The 16,557-nt window shown below is 52.4% G+C and carries 19 protein-coding genes and 1 pseudogene; 5 read left to right on the plus strand and 15 right to left on the minus strand.

Translation table 11 applies throughout. The annotated features are described in order from the left end of the window. Positions 1-7: 7 nt before the first annotated feature. The 4 genes from L3K52_04720 (at position 8) to L3K52_04735 (ending at position 4,466) form a co-directional block, all read left to right on the plus strand. Positions 8-1,189, plus strand: coding sequence for a phosphoglycerate kinase (locus L3K52_04720; protein UOG93040.1), 1,182 nt, complete (start codon positions 8-10; stop codon positions 1,187-1,189). Between the two features lie 108 nt (positions 1,190-1,297). Next, entirely contained in the window at positions 1,298-2,740 is a 1,443-nt protein-coding gene (pyk, locus tag L3K52_04725) for a pyruvate kinase (GenBank protein UOG93041.1), read from the plus strand. A 46-nt stretch (positions 2,741-2,786) separates the two neighbouring features. Further along, on the plus strand, positions 2,787-3,851 hold the full coding sequence (fba, locus tag L3K52_04730) for a fructose-bisphosphate aldolase class II (GenBank protein UOG93042.1): 1,065 nt from the start codon (positions 2,787-2,789) through the stop codon (positions 3,849-3,851). Between the two features lie 96 nt (positions 3,852-3,947). Further along, the gene (locus tag L3K52_04735) at positions 3,948-4,466 is read left to right on the plus strand and encodes a hypothetical protein (GenBank protein UOG93043.1); all 519 of its coding nucleotides are present in this window, start codon (positions 3,948-3,950) and stop codon (positions 4,464-4,466) included. Positions 4,467-4,489: 23 nt separating this feature from the next. Here L3K52_04735 and L3K52_04740 read toward each other — a convergent pair. From L3K52_04740 to gpmI, 6 genes and pseudogenes are all read right to left on the minus strand, one after another. Then, positions 4,490-5,547 (minus strand): annotated as a pseudogene (locus L3K52_04740) (alkene reductase). A gap of 25 nt (positions 5,548-5,572) precedes the next feature. Then, positions 5,573-6,436 carry a formyltetrahydrofolate deformylase gene (gene purU, locus L3K52_04745; protein ID UOG93044.1) on the minus strand — a complete coding sequence of 288 codons (864 nt, stop codon included), beginning with the start codon at positions 6,434-6,436 and terminating at the stop codon, positions 5,573-5,575. 6 nt (positions 6,437-6,442) lie between these two features. Then, positions 6,443-7,132, minus strand: a complete 690-nt coding sequence (trmB, locus tag L3K52_04750) for a tRNA (guanosine(46)-N7)-methyltransferase TrmB (protein ID UOG93045.1) — start codon at positions 7,130-7,132, stop codon at positions 6,443-6,445. Positions 7,133-7,147: 15 nt separating this feature from the next. Next, complete coding sequence (locus L3K52_04755) at positions 7,148-7,930, minus strand: thiazole synthase (protein ID UOG93046.1); 783 nt, start codon at positions 7,928-7,930, stop codon at positions 7,148-7,150. 15 nt (positions 7,931-7,945) lie between these two features. Continuing rightward, the gene (gene thiS, locus L3K52_04760; protein ID UOG93047.1) at positions 7,946-8,146 is read right to left on the minus strand and encodes a sulfur carrier protein ThiS; all 201 of its coding nucleotides are present in this window, start codon (positions 8,144-8,146) and stop codon (positions 7,946-7,948) included. A gap of 2 nt (positions 8,147-8,148) precedes the next feature. Then, positions 8,149-9,720, minus strand: a complete 1,572-nt coding sequence (gene gpmI / locus L3K52_04765; GenBank protein UOG93048.1) for a 2,3-bisphosphoglycerate-independent phosphoglycerate mutase — start codon at positions 9,718-9,720, stop codon at positions 8,149-8,151. 263 nt (positions 9,721-9,983) lie between these two features. On the opposite strand from gpmI, the gene L3K52_04770 reads away from it, so the two are divergent. Further along, a complete protein-coding gene (locus L3K52_04770; GenBank protein ID UOG93049.1) occupies positions 9,984-10,409 on the plus strand; it encodes a hypothetical protein in 426 nt (141 codons plus the stop codon). Here the strand turns inward: L3K52_04770 and tatC are convergent. Genes tatC through hisA form a run of 9 tightly spaced genes read right to left on the minus strand, consistent with a single transcriptional unit; the run spans position 10,401 to position 16,481 of the window. Next, positions 10,401-11,438, minus strand: a complete 1,038-nt coding sequence (gene tatC, locus L3K52_04775) for a twin-arginine translocase subunit TatC (GenBank protein UOG93050.1) — start codon at positions 11,436-11,438, stop codon at positions 10,401-10,403. The two genes, L3K52_04770 and tatC, sit on opposite strands and share 9 nt — an antisense overlap. Continuing rightward, positions 11,422-11,709: a Sec-independent protein translocase protein TatB gene (tatB, locus tag L3K52_04780; GenBank protein UOG93051.1), complete on the minus strand. Its 288-nt coding sequence runs from the start codon at positions 11,707-11,709 to the stop codon at positions 11,422-11,424. Before tatB ends, tatC begins: the two co-directional genes overlap by 17 nt. A 14-nt stretch (positions 11,710-11,723) precedes the next feature. Continuing rightward, on the minus strand, positions 11,724-11,969 hold the full coding sequence (tatA, locus tag L3K52_04785; protein ID UOG93052.1) for a twin-arginine translocase TatA/TatE family subunit: 246 nt from the start codon (positions 11,967-11,969) through the stop codon (positions 11,724-11,726). Between the two features lie 26 nt (positions 11,970-11,995). Then, positions 11,996-12,316 carry a phosphoribosyl-ATP diphosphatase gene (locus L3K52_04790; protein ID UOG93966.1) on the minus strand — a complete coding sequence of 107 codons (321 nt, stop codon included), beginning with the start codon at positions 12,314-12,316 and terminating at the stop codon, positions 11,996-11,998. 18 nt (positions 12,317-12,334) lie between these two features. After that, a complete protein-coding gene (locus tag L3K52_04795) occupies positions 12,335-12,859 on the minus strand; it encodes a hypothetical protein (protein UOG93053.1) in 525 nt (174 codons plus the stop codon). A gap of 5 nt (positions 12,860-12,864) precedes the next feature. Next, positions 12,865-13,638: an imidazole glycerol phosphate synthase subunit HisF gene (gene hisF, locus L3K52_04800; GenBank protein UOG93054.1), complete on the minus strand. Its 774-nt coding sequence runs from the start codon at positions 13,636-13,638 to the stop codon at positions 12,865-12,867. After that, positions 13,638-14,867: a site-specific DNA-methyltransferase gene (locus L3K52_04805; GenBank protein ID UOG93055.1), complete on the minus strand. Its 1,230-nt coding sequence runs from the start codon at positions 14,865-14,867 to the stop codon at positions 13,638-13,640. Before L3K52_04805 ends, hisF begins: the two co-directional genes overlap by 1 nt. A 1-nt stretch (position 14,868) precedes the next feature. Next, on the minus strand, positions 14,869-15,741 hold the full coding sequence (locus tag L3K52_04810; GenBank protein UOG93056.1) for a hypothetical protein: 873 nt from the start codon (positions 15,739-15,741) through the stop codon (positions 14,869-14,871). Further along, positions 15,741-16,481 (minus strand): 1-(5-phosphoribosyl)-5-[(5-phosphoribosylamino)methylideneamino]imidazole-4-carboxamide isomerase, encoded by a 741-nt coding sequence (hisA, locus tag L3K52_04815; protein UOG93057.1) that lies wholly within the window; start codon positions 16,479-16,481, stop codon positions 15,741-15,743. The genes L3K52_04810 and hisA overlap by 1 nt, the downstream gene beginning before the upstream one ends. Positions 16,482-16,557 lie beyond the last annotated feature (76 nt).

Consider the following 16,557-nt stretch of genomic DNA (forward strand, 5'->3'; position numbering starts at 1 on the left):
CCACCACATGGCTTTCATCAAAATGACCGATCTGGATTTGCAAGGCAAACGTGTCCTTATCCGTTCCGACCTGAATGTCCCTGTCAGTGACGGCAAAGTGACTTCCGACGCCCGCATTACGGCATCCATGGCGACTATTCAATTCGCGCTGGAGGCGGGTGCAAAAGTCATGGTCACTTCCCACTTGGGACGTCCGACCGAAGGCGAATGGTCTGAAGCGGTTTCCCTGAAACCGATTGCGGACAATATCGCGGCACGCTTAGGCAAAGACGTTCGCTTGGTTAAAGACTGGGTTGACGGTGGGTTTGACGTGGCTGAAGGCGAATTGGTGGTGCTGGAAAACTGCCGCGTGAACAAAGGCGAAAAGAAAAACGTTGAAGAAACTGCCAAGAAATACGCCGCGCTGTGCGACATATTTGTCATGGATGCCTTTGGTACCGCTCACCGTGCCGAAGCTTCGACTTATGGCGTCGGTATGTTTGCGCCGGTTGCAGCGGCTGGCATCTTGCTGACCGAAGAATTGATCGCACTGGATAAAGCACTGGCAAACCCCGCTCGCCCCATGGTCGCCATCGTCGGCGGCTCCAAAGTTTCCACCAAGCTGACCGTGCTAGAAGCCTTGTCGGAAAAATGCGAACAGTTGGTGGTCGGCGGCGGCATTGCGAATACCTTCTTGAAAGCGACCGGCCACAACGTTGGCAAATCTTTGTGTGAAGACGATTTGGTCGACACGGCCAATGCGCTGATTGGCAAAATGACGGCACGTGGCGCTACCATCCCCATTGCAACGGATGTGGTGTGCGGCAAGAAATTCGATCCAGCCGAACCCGCCGTATTGAAAGATGCAAAAGACGTGGCTGATGACGATATGATTTTTGACATCGGTCCTAAATCGGCACAAGAGTTGGTCGACATTATTATGAGCGCTGGCACCGTAGTGTGGAACGGCCCGGTTGGTGTATTTGAGTTTGATCAATTCGGTGAAGGCACTAAAGCGGTTTCATTGGCAATGGCGGAAACCAACGCCTTCACACTGGCAGGCGGTGGCGATACCATCGCAGCGATTCAGAAGTACGATATTTACGACAAAATTTCTTACATCTCCACTGCGGGCGGCGCTTTCCTCGAATACCTCGAAGGCAAAGTGCTCCCGGCGGTAGCGATGTTGGAAAAACGCGCCGAAGGTTAAGCGCTTGATGTTGGGGGTGAAAAATATTTCACCCCAACAATCCCACACAAATGACATAAAACAAGCATAAACTAAGCACTTTACAGCACACAGTTAATAGGTAATCCATTGAGAAGGACAAAAATTGTAGCGACTATGGGGCCTGCTACCGACACACCGGAGGCGATTGAAGCCATTATCCGGGCGGGCGTAGACGTAGTGCGGATGAATTTCTCGCACGGAACCCATGCAGAACACGCGGCACGTGCGGCTTTGGTGCGTGAATTAGCGCACAAAGCGGGACGCATTGTCGGCATTCTCGGCGATTTACAAGGGCCTAAATTACGCATTTCACGCTTTAAAGACGGCAAAATCACCCTGACAGCGGGCGATACCTTTATTTTGGATGCCGACCTTGCCAGCGATGCCGGAACGCAAGAGCGCGTCGGCCTTGGTTACAAGGAATTGGTCAATGACGTGAGCGCCGGAGACGAACTCTGGTTGGATGACGGGCGGATTGTGTTGGAAATTACCGAAGTGCGTGGGCAGGAAATTCATACCCGCGCCATCAACGGCGGTATTCTTTCTAATAACAAAGGCTTGAACCGGCGCGGCGGCGGTTTGAGTGCCGAAGCTTTGACCGAAAAAGACAAGGAAGACATCCTGGCTGCTGCCAGTATTGGGGTGGATTTCTTGGCGGTGTCATTCCCGCGTTCTGCCGATGATATTCACGAAGCGCGGCGCTTGGCGTTGGAGGCGGGTTGCAACGCGGCTATCGTCGCCAAAATGGAACGCGCTGAGACCATGCAGGAAGTCATTCGCGACGAAATTATTCTGGCATCCGATGTGATTATGATTGCGCGTGGTGATTTGGGCGTGGAAATCGGTGACGCTAAGTTACCAGCCGCGCAAAAATGCCTGATTAGCCGGGCGCGTACCCTGAATCGTGCGGTAATTACCGCGACCCAGATGATGGAAACCATGACCGAAAACCCGATCCCGACGCGGGCGGAAGTGTTCGACGTGGCAAACGCGGTGATGGACGGTACCGATGCGGTCATGCTCTCCGGTGAAACCGCGACCGGCAAGCACCCGGCACTGGTCGTGAAAACGATGGCGGTCATTTGTGCGGAAGCGGAAAATTCGCTGGAAACGCGCCGCTCTGGGCATCGCCTGGAAGACCGTTTCGAGCGCATCGACGAAGGCATCGCAATGGCAACCATGTACACCGCCAATCATATGGGGGTTAGCGCCATTGCCACCTTGACTGAATCGGGTGCTACGCCGTTGTGGATGTCACGAATCCGTTCGGGCATTCCGATTTACGCGCTGACTTCCAGCGATGATGCGGCACGCCGTGTCAGCATGTATCGCGGGGTTTACCCGGTGAAATTGCACGAGCCATTGAAAGATCCGAAAATCGCTAACCGTCAAGCGGTCGAATTGATGATCGAAGAGGGCATCGTGAAAAACGGTGATCTGGTCATTATCACCAAGGGCGATTTGATGGGCGCGAAAGGCGGCACTAACCAGCTCAAGATTCTGCGTGTCGGTGAACACCAGAACGGCTGAAGCGCATACACATTAATAGTTTAGATAACATTTTGAGGAGAACAACATGGCTTTGATTTCTTTGCGTCAATTACTGGATCACGCAGCCGAGCATGGCTACGGGATGCCAGCGTTCAACGTCAACAACATGGAGCAAATCCACGCCATCATGCAAGCGGCTGATGCGTGCAACTCCCCGGTTATTCTGCAAGGTTCTGCGGGTGCGCGTTCTTATGCGGGCGAACCGTTCCTGCGTCATTTGGTGCTGGCTGCGGTCGAAATGTACCCGCATATCCCGGTGGTTATGCACCAAGACCACGGTGCTGAACCGGCGGTTTGCTTCCGTTCCATCCAATCCGGCTTCTCATCCGTGATGATGGATGGCTCGTTGATGGCGGATGCGAAAACCCCGTCTACTTACGAATACAACGTTGAAACGACACGTAAAGTGGTTGAATTGGCACACGCTTGCGGCGTTTCTGTGGAAGGCGAATTGGGTTGCTTGGGTTCACTCGAAACCGGCATGATGGGCGAAGAAGACGGTCACGGCGCAGATGGCGTATTGGATCATTCCATGCTGTTGACTGACCCGGAAGAAGCGGCTGACTTTGTAATCAAGACGGGCGTTGATGCGCTGGCAATTGCGATCGGCACGTCACACGGTGCCTACAAGTTCACCAAGAAACCTACCGGCAATGTATTGCGTATTGACCGCGTGAAAGAAATTCACGCTCGCATCCCAACCGTTCACTTGGTTATGCACGGCTCTTCTTCTGTACCGGAAGATTGGCTCGAAATCATCAATAACTACGGCGGCGACATGGGTCAAACCTACGGCGTACCCGTTGAAGAAATCGTCGAAGGCATCAAGCACGGCGTGCGTAAAGTCAATATCGACACCGACCTGCGCATGGCTTCAACAGGTGCTGTTCGTAAGCATTTGTTTGAAAACAAGGCTAACTTTGACCCGCGCAAATTCTTAAAAGAATCCACTGCGGCGATGAAAGGCATTTGCCAAGCACGTTTTGAAGCGTTCGGTTCAGCAGGCATGGCTGATAAAATCAAGCCAATTTCGCTGGAAACCATGTTCGGCATGTACAAAGCGGGCAAGCTTGACCCGAAAGTGTCGTAACGCTTAGCGTTAAAAAGGGAGCTTCGGCTCCCTTTTTTAGTTTAGCGCCGCTAGATTGACGGCTTATAACAAATAAAATGCAAGGAGGATTAATTAATGACCAATACAATCTTTGCTAAGACTCCCAAGGGCGTCGAGGAAGTTGAAACCAAAGCCAACGGTTTATCCAGAATAGAGCGCTCGGTATTGATTTACGTCGACGGTAAGCGCGGCATAGCAGAATTGAAAACGTTGCCGCGAGTGGATGACTTAGCCAGCATACTGGGTTTTTTAGCGACGGGCGGTTACATTGCCCCGCTTAACAATGCTACCGCTGATGTTGTTACGACACATGATGCTTCGCCCGTTGCCGCCACAGATTCCAGCTTGTTCCGCGAATTACCAGCAAGCACTGACCCTGCTAAATTCAATATGGCAAAAAACTTTATGATGAACAGCCTAAATGCTTTCAAGGGTGCTTATGGCGCGACCAATTTGGTACGGAATATTGATCGTTGCCAAACTCATGCCGAATTACGTGCTTTATTTGAGCAGTGGTACGAAGAAATTGCCAATACACGGCAAGGTCAAAAGCAGGGTAAGGCTTTACGCGAAAAATTACTGGCGGTCATCTAATGCGCAATGCCGCCAGCGACTTTTTAGTTGCTAAAGGGATAGTCGGTATACCCCACCGCGAAATCTGGATTGCCCAGCGGGTAGAAGGTATCAAAGTTAGGCGGATTCAGTGGCAAGTTTTCCTGCAAACGGCGTGGTAAGTCGGGGTTGGCAATAAAAGTCTTACCAAACGCCACGGCGTCGGCATGACCGGCATCCAATACCTGTTGTGCCGTTTGCGCATCGAAGTTTTCATTGGCGATGAAAAATCCCCCGAAGGCTTGTTTGATTGCGGGGCTAATGCTGTCAGTGCCCACGGCTTCGCGGGTGAAAATAAACGCGACATTGCGTTTGCCCAGTTCTTGCGCTACGTAGGTGAAGGTTTCCAGCGGGTTAGAATCGCCCATGGTGTGCGCATCGCCACGCGGTGCAAGGTGCACGCCGACTCGCGCAGCACCCCACACGTCAAGCACGGCATCGGTCACTTCGAGCAGCAAACGCGCGCGATTTTCCAGCGTTCCACCGTAAGCATCGGTGCGTTGATTGGTGCTGTCTTGCAGGAATTGGTCGAGTAAATAGCCATTCGCCCCGTGGACTTCCACCCCGTCAAAGCCTGCCAGTTGCGCGTTTTCTGCGCCCAAACGGTAAGCGCTGACAATGCCCGGAATTTCATCTGTTTCCAAAGCACGTGGCACTTCGTAGGCTTTTTCGGGACGCACCAAACTCACGTGGCCTTGCGCTGCAATCGCGCTGGGGGCAACTCGCCATTCAAATAGCTGGAGTCAGAAATGCGCCCAACGTGCCACAGTTGCAGGAAAATTAGCCCGCCCACTTGATGTACCGCATCGGTGATGAGTTTCCAGCCTGCGACTTGTTCCGGCGACCAAATGCCCGGTGTATCGGGGTAGCCCACGCCCATCGGCGTCACCGAGGTGGCTTCGGTTAAAATCAAGCCAGCGCTGGCGCGTTGTTGGTAATATTGTGCCATGAGTGCATTCGGCACACGTCCGCTACTGGCACGGCAGCGGGTCAACGGTGCCATGATAATGCGGTTGCGCAAGGTAAGGTCGCCCAATTGAGCGGAGTCAAATAAAGTGGTCATTGCAATCGGTTCCTGTTAGCGGTGGTTATTTGAATACCACGGTTTTATTGCCATCCATAAACACGCGCCGCTCAATGTGTAAGCGCACGGCTTTGGCGAGGGCACTGTTTTCGAGGTCGCGCCCCAAGGCAGCGAGGGCTTCGGGTTGGTAGGTGTGATCCACGCGCTCTACCGATTGCTCAATAATCGGGCCTTCATCCAAGTCGGAGGTAACGTAATGTGCGGTAGCGCCAATCAGTTTTACGCCACGGTCGTAGGCTTGGTGGTAAGGGCGTGCGCCTTTGAATCCGGGTAGAAATGAGTGGTGAATATTGATGCACATACCCGCCAATTTCCGGCAAGTGTCGTCCGAAAGAATTTGCATGTAACGCGCCAGCACCACCAATTCGGCTTGGGTATCGGCGACAATTTCCAACATCCGCGCTTCTTGTTCGGCTTTATTGGTTTTGTCGACGGGCAGGCACACAAAGCGGATGCCTTCGCGTTCCACCAAAGAACGTAACTCCATGTGATTGGACACCACGCAGACGACGTTCATATTCAAATCGCCTTTGTGCTTGCGGTACAGCAAATCCACCAAACAATGATCCGCCTTGGAGACCATGAGCACCACGCGGGTGGCGCGGGTGGCATTGGTGATGCCCCATTGCATCTCAAAATTGTCAGCAATTTTGGCAAATTGCGTGCGCAATGCTTCGATCGCAGGCGATAACTGGCTGTCACGGCGCAACATAATCCGGCAGAAAAACTTCTGGGTCATTTCGTCATCGTATTGCGCCATTTCGGTAATGTAGCACTGGGATTCCGCCAGAAAGCCGGTGACAGCAGCGACAATGCCGGTTTTGGCGGGACAGGTGACGGTGAGAATGTAATGGGCTTCGGTTGGCATAACGTCTTAATTTTTTTGGTAAAGCAAATCCCAAACGCCATGCCCCAATTTTAATCCACGGTTTTCAAATTTGGTCAGGGGGCGCGTGTCTGGGCGGGTTGAATAAGGCGGCGTAGGCGCAAGATTAAGGAAGTCTGGGCTGGTTTGCATCACTTCCGCCATGTGTGCGGCGTAATGTTCCCAATCAGTCGCCATGTGAAATACGCCGCCCGTTTGCAGGCGTGCGGCTAATAAGCTCACAAACGGTAATTGCACAATACGGCGTTTGTGGTGCTTTTTTTTGTGCCAAGGGTCGGGGAAAAACAGTTGTACCCGATCCAGCGACTGCGCGGGGATGCGCTGTTGCAGGATTTCAACCGCATCGGTGTTCATCACCCGCACATTTTGCAAGCCTTGTTCGCCGATCAGTTTGAGCAAATGCCCGACACCGGGGGTGTGAACTTCAATACCGATGAAATCACGCTCCGGCGCAGCGACAGCCATTTGCGCCAATGAAGCGCCGTTGCCAAAGCCGATTTCCAGCGTTACCGGAGCAACCCGTTCGAATAGCGCGGGGATGTTAAGCGGCGTATTGCCGGGTTCAATACCAAAAACCGGCCACAAGTCAACTAGCGCTTCTTCCTGCGCTTTCGTGACGCGACTTTGCCGTAACACAAAACTTTTGATGGCTCGCGGGTGTGCGGCTGTTATTTCCATAATACTGCTAAAATCTTAAAAGAACGTGCCTTCCAGCGGGGAGGAGGCAGAGGCGTAACGTTTACGTGGCATCCGCCCCGCAAGGAAGGCTTCGCGTCCCGCTTCGATGGCTTTTTTCATGGCAGATGCCATCAATACGGGGTTTTTCGCACCCGCAATGGCGGTGTTCATGAGCACGCCATGACAGCCCATTTCCATCGCAATTGCCGCGTCGGACGCGGTGCCAACGCCTGCATCGACAATGATGGGAACCTTGGCATTTTCAATGATTTCAAGGATATTGTACGGGTTGCGAATGCCTAAGCCGGAGCCAATCGGTGCTGCTAACGGCATGACAGCCACACAGCCGATTTCTTCCAATTGACGCGCAATCAGCGGGTCATCGCTGGTGTATACCATGACATCAAAGCCATCTTTTACCAGAATTTCAGCGGCTTTCAGGGTTTGAATCGTGTCAGGGTAAAGGGTTTTGGCATCGCCCAGCACTTCCAGTTTGACCAACTTGTGACCATCCAGCAATTCACGCGCTAGGCGGCAAGTGCGCACGGCATCCTCCACGTTGTAACAGCCTGCGGTATTCGGCAGCAGGGTGTATTTACTCAGCGGAATCACGTCCAGTAAATTGGGTTCGTCTTTGTTCTGACCGATGTTGGTGCGGCGAATCGCGACGGTAATAATTTGCGCACCGCTGGCTTCGGTAGCGGCTTGGGTTTCTGCTAAGTCTTTGTATTTGCCAGTGCCAACCAACAGGCGTGAGGAATATTCCTTGCCTGCAATGGTGAGGGTGTCGTGTTGCATGATGAATTCCTTCTATTAACCGCCACCGATGGCGTGGACGATTTCAACCGTATCATGGGGTTGCAATACCAAGCTGTCAAATTGACTACGCGGCACCAGTGTTTGATTGATTTCGAGGGCGAGGCGTTTGCCTTGTAAGTCTAAAATCACCAACAACTGTGCCGCTGTCGTGCCTTCCGCCACGAGGTGCGGTGTGCCATTCACGAGTATTTCCATGCTTAGTACGCTCCCGCCGGGCGGTGGCCTTTGGGGAGTTCTTCCAGCAATAAGGATTTGCCTTGCATCCCGTCGGGTTTGGGCAGCCCCATCAAGTGCAATACCGTCGGCGCAAGATTGCTCAAGCCGCCTTCGGTGGAGAGCCGCCAGTTGGATTTGTCCATAATCAGGCAGGGCACGGGGTAAACGGTGTGCTGGGTATTGGGTTCGCCGCTGAGCGGGTCGATGTATTCGTCGCAGTTGCCGTGGTCAGCCGTCAAAATCACCGAGTAATCGTGAGCCACTGCGCTGTCTAACAAACGCCCGACTTCACGATCCAGCGCTTCCACGGCTTTAATCACCGCACCGGGGACGGCGGTGTGACCTACCATGTCACCGTTGGCGAAATTCACCACGATGAAGCAATATTTATCCTGCTCCAGTGCACTGATAATGGTGTCAGCCACCTCTTTCGCGCTCATTTCCGGCTGTTCGTCGTAAGTTTCTACCTTGGGCGAGGGGATGACGATACGGTCTTCGCCCGCGTAAGTGCGTTCACGCCCGCCGTTGAAGAAGAAGGTGACGTGGGCGTACTTTTCGGTTTCCGCACAATGCAGTTGTTTCAAGCCCGCTAAGCTAATGGTTTGCGCCAAGTTGGTGGCGGGGCGTTCCGGCGAAAAGATCACGGGAGCCAGCAGGCGTTTGTCGTATTCCGTCATGGTGGTGAGCGAGACTGGCTCGAAATCACCCCGGTCAAAATCGGCAAAGTCCGGGTCAGCCAAGGCTTTGGCGGTTTGGCGCGGGCGGTCATTGCGGAAGTTGAAAAACAGCACGGTGTCATTGCTTTGGATTAACTCAGCACCCGGCATAATGCGCGGCTTGATGAATTCGTCGGTTTCGCCAGCGGCATACGCATCATCGACTGCTTGCAAGGCGCTGCTGGCGGGTGTGCCGATGCCGCGTACCATCGCATCCCACGCCAGTTTGGTGCGTTCCCAGCGGTTATCCCGATCCATCGCGTAAAAGCGCCCGGTGACGGTGGCAATTTCACCGCCGGTCATGTCCATGACGTTCTGGATTTGCTGGATAAATTGCTTGGCAATTTTAGGTGCGGTATCGCGCCCGTCGGTAATCACGTGCAGTACGGGTTTGACATTGTGTTCCATGCAGGCTTTCAGCAGGGCGACAATGTGCGTCATGTGGCTGTGTACGCCGCCGTCCGATACCAAGCCCAGTAAGTGCAGCGGGCGTTTGTCGGCTTTGGCACTTTCCAGCGCATTCAGCAGGGAATGGTTTTTGTAGAAGCTGCCGTCTTCGATCGCGTCTTCGATCCGCACCAAATCTTGGCGCAAAATCGTGCCACAGCCAATGGTCATGTGCCCGACTTCGGAGTTGCCCATTTGCCCATCCGGTAGCCCGACTGCCCGCCCGGAGGCTTGCAAGGTAGTGTGCGGGTAGCTACCGAAATAGCGGTCAAAATTCGGGGTATCGGCTTCGTGTACCGCGTTAAAGCGTTTGCTGGGGTTAACGCCTACGCCATCCAAAATCACCAGAATGGTTTTGCGGCGCGGCACGTTGGGGTGTTTTGATTTCATGGCTTGTTCCCATCGTACAGTCTGTCGTGAAGTTAAGTATTGTAACAGGTAATCCGTTGGTTTGGCTTGCGGATTGGGTTTGCAAAAAAGTCCGAATGCGTCAATGAACTGTCACGAAATAGGTTAATCATAGCAATAACAACAACTTTTATTACAAGGGGCGATCTCATGAAAATACAATTGGTTGGATTTCGACGCGCTTTCGGGGGCGTTTATTGGGGCTTGGTAGCATGATGGTCGTCGGAATGTTGGTGATAGTGGCCATGTTGTACCCATTGAGTACTGAAGCGTTGACGGCATTGTATTTCCCCAACAGTAATACCAATGTTGCGCAGGTATTGGCGGCAATGTTGGCGTCTTCTTCGTTAAATTTGTGGGTGCAAGCCGGTGTCATTGCGGTCGTGGTAATGGCCTTTTTTTATGCCACGCCCTTGATTTTGTTTGAAGATCAAACACCGTTAGACGCGGTTTCCACCAGTTTGCTGGCGTGCTTGAAAAATATTGTGCCGCTAACCACGTTTGCGCTGCTGGTGATAGTGCTAGGCGTGTTAGCGTCGTTTGCGTTTGGGTTGGGCTACTTGGTATTGATTCCGGTGGTCACGGCAGCCAGCTATGCCAGCTTCCGTGACGTGTTCGACCCGGTTAAACCGTGTGACGCCAATACCTTGCTGAATGCGCACTCAGTTTGATTTGCCGTCTTCTTCCTGTTGACGGAAGTTGTCTTCCATGCGTTTGAATTCGGCATCCATGCGTTCCAGTTCAGCTTCCATTTCTGCATCGGTCAGTGGGCGGAAGGCTTCGTCATCGGTGGATTGCACCGGCACGGTTTCCTCGAAAATGTGTTGATCATCTTCCCAAGCAGTGGTCGTTGCCGCTGCCCTGGCAACGGTTGCGGCGCCAGTAGCAACAGGTAAGTCATCCTTATGAATGGTTTGTGCCGTATCGTGTTCCGCTTTGTCTACTTTGAAACGCTCAATGTGTTTGCCAAATACCCGGCTTAACAGCAAACCTAGCTCGAACAATAGCCAGATAGGTATAGCCATAAGGATTTGTGAAACGACATCGGGCGGGGTTAAGAACATGGCAATCACAAAGGCGCCAACAATAATGTAAGGCCGCGCTCTGGTCAGGGTTTCGACACTAACCACACCCATGCCGATTAGTAGAATGGTAGCGACAGGCGTTTCAAAGCTCAACCCAAAGGCAAGAAACATGGCGACGGTGAAATCTAAATAAGCCGCAATATCGGGTGTCGGGTTCACATTGCTCGGTGCAAAAGCCACCGCTGCTTTGGAAATCATCGGAATAACAAGAAAATAGGCGAATGCCATCCCAACATAAAACAATCCAACACTGGATAGCAGTAAGGGCGTGACCAAACGCTTTTCATGTTGGTACAAACCGGGGGCGATAAATCCCCATATCTGATAAAAGGTGTAAGGCAATGTCAATAAAAATGCGACCATCAACGCCAGTTTGAAGGGAATCAAAAAGGGAGAAGCTACCCCAATCGCAATTAATTTCTCGCCTTCAGGCAAGTAGCGCATCAAAGGGTCAGAAAGCCAGTTGTATAAATCCTGCACGAACGGCGAAAGCAGAATAAATACCGCGACGATGGCGATCACGATGCGTAACAAACGGTCACGCAATTCAATCAAGTGTTCCAGAAAAGCTTTGAACCCAGCCTCTTGAGGCGTGCCATTAGAGGGGTTTGTCATGCTGCTCCAGTTCCTTGCGTACCGAATCGGTTTTTTCTTGCATCATGGCACGCATGTTGCGTATTTCTTCTTCTTGCTTGTAAAACATGTTGCGCAATTCTTCGGTTTGCAATTCGCGGTCAACGTCTGCCCGCGCTTTAGCAATAAAACGGCGAATTCTTCCCACCCATTGGCCAATGGTGCGGGCAACTGTGGGCAGGCGTTCCGGCCCGATTACCAGCAAGGCAACCACGCCGATCACCAGCATTTCGAGAAAACTGCTTTCAAACATGGGTTATCCAGCTCTTAGACTTTGTCTTTTTCTTTGGCTTCTGAATCAATGACCCGACCCGCTTGGTCTTGGTGCGGGACTTGTGTTGAGGCTGGTTGCTCGGCTTTGGGGGTTTCGGTTTCATCACCGTCTTTCACGGCTTTTCTGAAGTTTTTGAACGCTTCGCCGAGATCGCCGCCCATGTTGCGCAATTTTTTAGTGCCAAACAGTAAAATGACAATGACTAGGACGAGAATCAGTTGTAGGGGGCTAAAGTGCATGGTTATTTTATCCTTCCAGTTTGCAGTTATGAGGGACGGCTGGCTTTTTCGACCAGACCGGAGACGCCAGAGCGTCGGGCTAATTCTGCCAGCACCGCATCAGGGTGTAAGCCCTGTTGTGCCAGTAATACCAAGGTATGAAACCATAAATCCGCGATTTCATACACAATTTTATCTTTCTCACCGTCTTTTGCCGCCATCACGGTTTCGGTGGCTTCTTCGCCGATCTTTTTGAGGATCGCATCCAGCCCCTTGGCGTAGAGTTTGGCAACATAAGAACTGTCTGGCTCTGCCTGTTTGCGGCTTTCCAGCACCTCGGCGAGTTGTGCAAGTACGTTATCATTCATCATGGGGCTGGAGTATACCTAATTCAATTGGTGTGCGGCGACTGGTGAAGCGGTTTCGGTAATGTTTGGTAACAAAGCGGTCATTTTCCAGTCGGATTGTTGCGCCGCATCGTCCAATAATTTGCACAGCAAGTGCAATAGCTCGTTGCTCAAGTTGAGATCGACACCTTTGTCGTGGTTATCTTTGAAGGCAATTTGCAACGCGCCGTTCTCTTTGTGCCGAAAGCCTGCTTTTACCACCAGTAACGGGTCTGTGCCCAGTGGCAAATGGTCAGCGTCACGAAACGGGTTGTTGAACGCGGCTTTGCTTTGCGCCCGTTCGTGTTCAAACGCGACAATCGCTTGGCGGGAACTGTAATCGCTGTGCTGTTTAACCGCAGGCGACGACATTAAGGCGTCCTGTAACACCGGCCAGAGACGCATGAGAAAGCGCCGCGTTAGCCAGAAGCGAAATTCTTCACTCGCCACGGTATTGATGCGCATCAGGATGCGGTCTTCTTCCTGAATATAGCGAATTTGGATTTGCGCCGGTGCTGCTGCCATCAGATTCACAGCCTCATCTCGATGCCTTGGGCTGCCATGTAGCGTTTGGCATCGCCCACGGTGTATTCACCAAAGTGGAAAATACTCGCAGCAAGTACCGCATCTGCCCCGCCTTTGAGTACGCCATCGGCTAAATGTTGCAAATTGCCCACCCCACCGGAAGCGATCAGCGGAATGCCTACGCGATCCGTAATCGCACGGGTTAAACCGAGGTCGAAGCCGACTTTGGTGCCATCGCGATCCATGCTCGTGACCAGCAATTCACCCGCGCCGTATTGCGCCATTTTTTCTGCCCATGCCACCGCATCAATGCCGGTACGGTTGCGCCCGCCGTGGGTGAAGACTTCCCAGCGATCGGGTTCGCCCGGTTCATTGACGCGCTTGGCATCAATCGCCACCACGATGCATTGCGAGCCAAAATAGTCGGTGCATTCGCGCACCAAATCGGGGTTGGTAATCGCGGCGGTGTTAATCCCGACTTTATCCGCACCGGCATTCAACATGCGGCGCACGTCTTCGGGCTTGCGGATACCGCCGCCGACCGTGAGCGGAATGAAAACCTGCGAGGCCACCGCTTCCACCATGTGAACGATGGTATCGCGGTTGTCAGAGCTGGCGGTGATGTCGAGGAAGGTGATTTCGTCCGCGCCTTCACGGTTGTAACGCGCGGCGATTTCCACCGGGTCGCCCGCGTCACGGATGCCGACGAAGTTCATGCCTTTGACAACACGACCGTTGTTCACGTCAAGGCAGGGGATAATGCGTTTGGCGAGTCCCATTATTTCTTTTCCACAAAAAGTGTAAAGTCGGTATTGCTGGCATCGAATAGCGGCAATGTATTGGTTTTGGCTGGTGTATTCACAAAGTCTCCCATGCGTTTTGTGCCATTCGCGAAGCGGTGCAAGATGGTTTTGATGGCTTCATCGCTGCGGTCAATGCCAATCCATTGCCGGTTCAGGCTGGCAGCGGCGGCAAGTGTTGTACCAGAACCGGCATAACAATCGAGCACCCAGTCACCGGGGTTAGAAGATGCTTCAATAATCCGCTCCAGCATAGCAAGGTTTTTTTCGGTTGGATAACCGGTAATCTGGATATTCTGATTGTGGGCATCTTTCATGTCCAGCCAGATGTCTTGCACGGGGATACCGGCACTGTTTTCTAAGTAAACTTTACGGCGTGGGTTGCCAGTTGGCGACCAGTAAATTTCACCGCGTGCATCCATGTCATCCAGTTTATCGGGGGTGTATTGCCAGTGCTTGCCGGGAGGCGGCGACATACCGCGCCATAATTTGCCGGTTTCACCATTGCGCACACCGGGTGCGTGAACAGGGACTTTTTTATAACGCCGTCCCCGTTCATCGCTACACGGGTATTCTTTGAGAATGCGGGCTTCATCCCACGGTTCTAAGGCACGATTCCATACATACTGGTCGGTTTTGGTATAGAACAGAATGTAATCGGCGGTTGTGCCGTAAGTTTTGCGTGTGTAGTTTTTGGGGTTGCATTTTTTGCGGGTAATGCAGTTACGGAACTGTTGTTCGCCAAATATTTCGTCCAGAATCAAGCGCATATGGAAAACCATACGACTATCCAGATGTAAATACAATGAGCCGTCATCTGCCAATAAGCGATGAATGAGAATCAGGCGTTCACGCAATGCTTCCACAAAAGTAGTGCCTGTTAGATGGTCATCGTAAGCGTGTTGTTGTTGGCGTGATTCAAATGCCGAATCCGTGGCAAAGGGTGGGTCGATATACACTAAACGGATTTTTCCCGCCAGTGCGGGGTCATGAGCCAATGCTGCCAATGCCCCTAAATTGTCAGCATGGTATAGGCGATTATCTCCACCGCAATACTCACGGCTGGTTTGATAATGGCCTGCGGGTGTCGCAAGAATCTCAATGGGATGTTTTTTTCCAGCATATTCGAGGCGAAAGCCACCGGGTAGGCTCTCTCCCGTTTGGCGTGGTTGCAGTGGGTACAAGCGTTTCGGAATACCAACAGCCATCTCAGCTCCTCAACCATGCAGCGGTGATACGTTCAGGGATCATGCGTAAAGTGACTACTTTTACCCGCCCCGTCCAATGGGTTTCCAGATAAGCGTAGTCGCGCCACATGGAGCCTAGCAGTAATCCGGGGCCATCGTTGACGTACACAATTTTGATATGTGACATACCATGAGCATCAGCGTAGCTGATAATTTCTTGTGCCACTTCACGGTACTGCCCGGTGCGGTCGTCTTCTTGTGCGCCCCCTCGATCAGAATCATAACGTGCCAAACCAATCGCGAGAATGCGCTGCCCTTCACTAATGACAAAATCCACCGGGCGATCCGGTTTGGGATAATTATCAAAAATGCTGCCTAGCAACACGTCTTTGCCAGCACGTTCCGGGCCCATCAAGGTGCAATCGGGGTGTCGGCTACGCAGTAAATCGAATGCCCGCTCAGTGAGGTCGTAACCTTTTTTGCCTCGGTCTTTGTATTCCCACAGCAAGGCACATAACGTTTCATCAGGCATAGGGCGTTGATTGAAATGTTGCTGGACTTCGGCAATGTGGCGAAAGCCTGCTCCAAACTGTTCACAGATTTGAGTGGCTTTGTTTTTAACCTTGAGCATTTCAACAGGGGTTTGTGGACTGACATATTTTTTGAAAACACGGCACAGTTGAATACGCATCCATTGATTAGGTGTTTCGGCAATGGATTTAAACAGAAATTCAGAAGAATGGGCGCGTTGCAATAATTGACCAAATTCAACCAGCACGGGTTCATACAAACGGCAAGCATCATTCAAAATGTCTGGATAGTAGTCGCCCGTTGCCAGCGTAATCCAAGCCGCAGCTTCATGCTGGTAGTCACTGAATCCCCGTTCTTGCGACATCAGGTGTTTCCGTTGGAATCGACGTATTGTTGCGCGGCTGCCAGATCAATCGTGCCTTCGTAGATCGACCGACCGAGGATTGCACCCATAATGCCTTGGTCTTCCACCGCGCACAGGGCTTTAATGTCATCCATATTGGTCACGCCACCGGAGGCGACGACGGGAATCTTAATGCTGGCGGCGAGTTTCGCGGTTTCTTCCACGTTCACGCCTTTCATCATGCCATCGCGGGCAATGTCGGTGTAAACAATTGCGCTGACACCGGCTTGCTCAAATTGTTTGGCAAGTTCAATCGCGGCAACGGAAGACACTTCCGCCCAACCGTCGGTGGCCACCATGCCGTTTTTGGCATCAATGCCGACGATAATGTGACCGGGGAATTGCTGACACAGGTCGATAACGAATTGCGGTTCTTGCACTGCTTTGGTGCCGATTATGCAATATTGCACGCCTGCTTCCAGATACGCTGCGACTGTCTGTGCATCGCGGATACCGCCGCCGATTTGTACCGGAACATTCGGGAAACGTGCCGCGACTGCACGAACCACATCGCCATTCACCGGCTTGCCTGCAAACGCACCGTTTAAATCGACCAAGTGCAGACGGCGTGCGCCCGCATCCACCCAGCGTTGGGCGACATCGACGGGGTTGCTGGCAAACACGGTGGTGTCATCCATCCGACCTTGGCGCAGGCGCACGCATTGGCCGTCTTTCAAATCAATCGCGGGAATCAGTAGCATAGTCACATCCTTGGTTGGGTTGCTGTATCCTACCGTAAAACGGGTGTACAAGTCACAGCCTTGAAATAGGAGAAAA

The sequence above is a fragment of the Candidatus Thiothrix sulfatifontis genome (assembly GCA_022828425.1).
GTDB lineage: Bacteria > Pseudomonadota > Gammaproteobacteria > Thiotrichales > Thiotrichaceae > Thiothrix > Thiothrix sulfatifontis.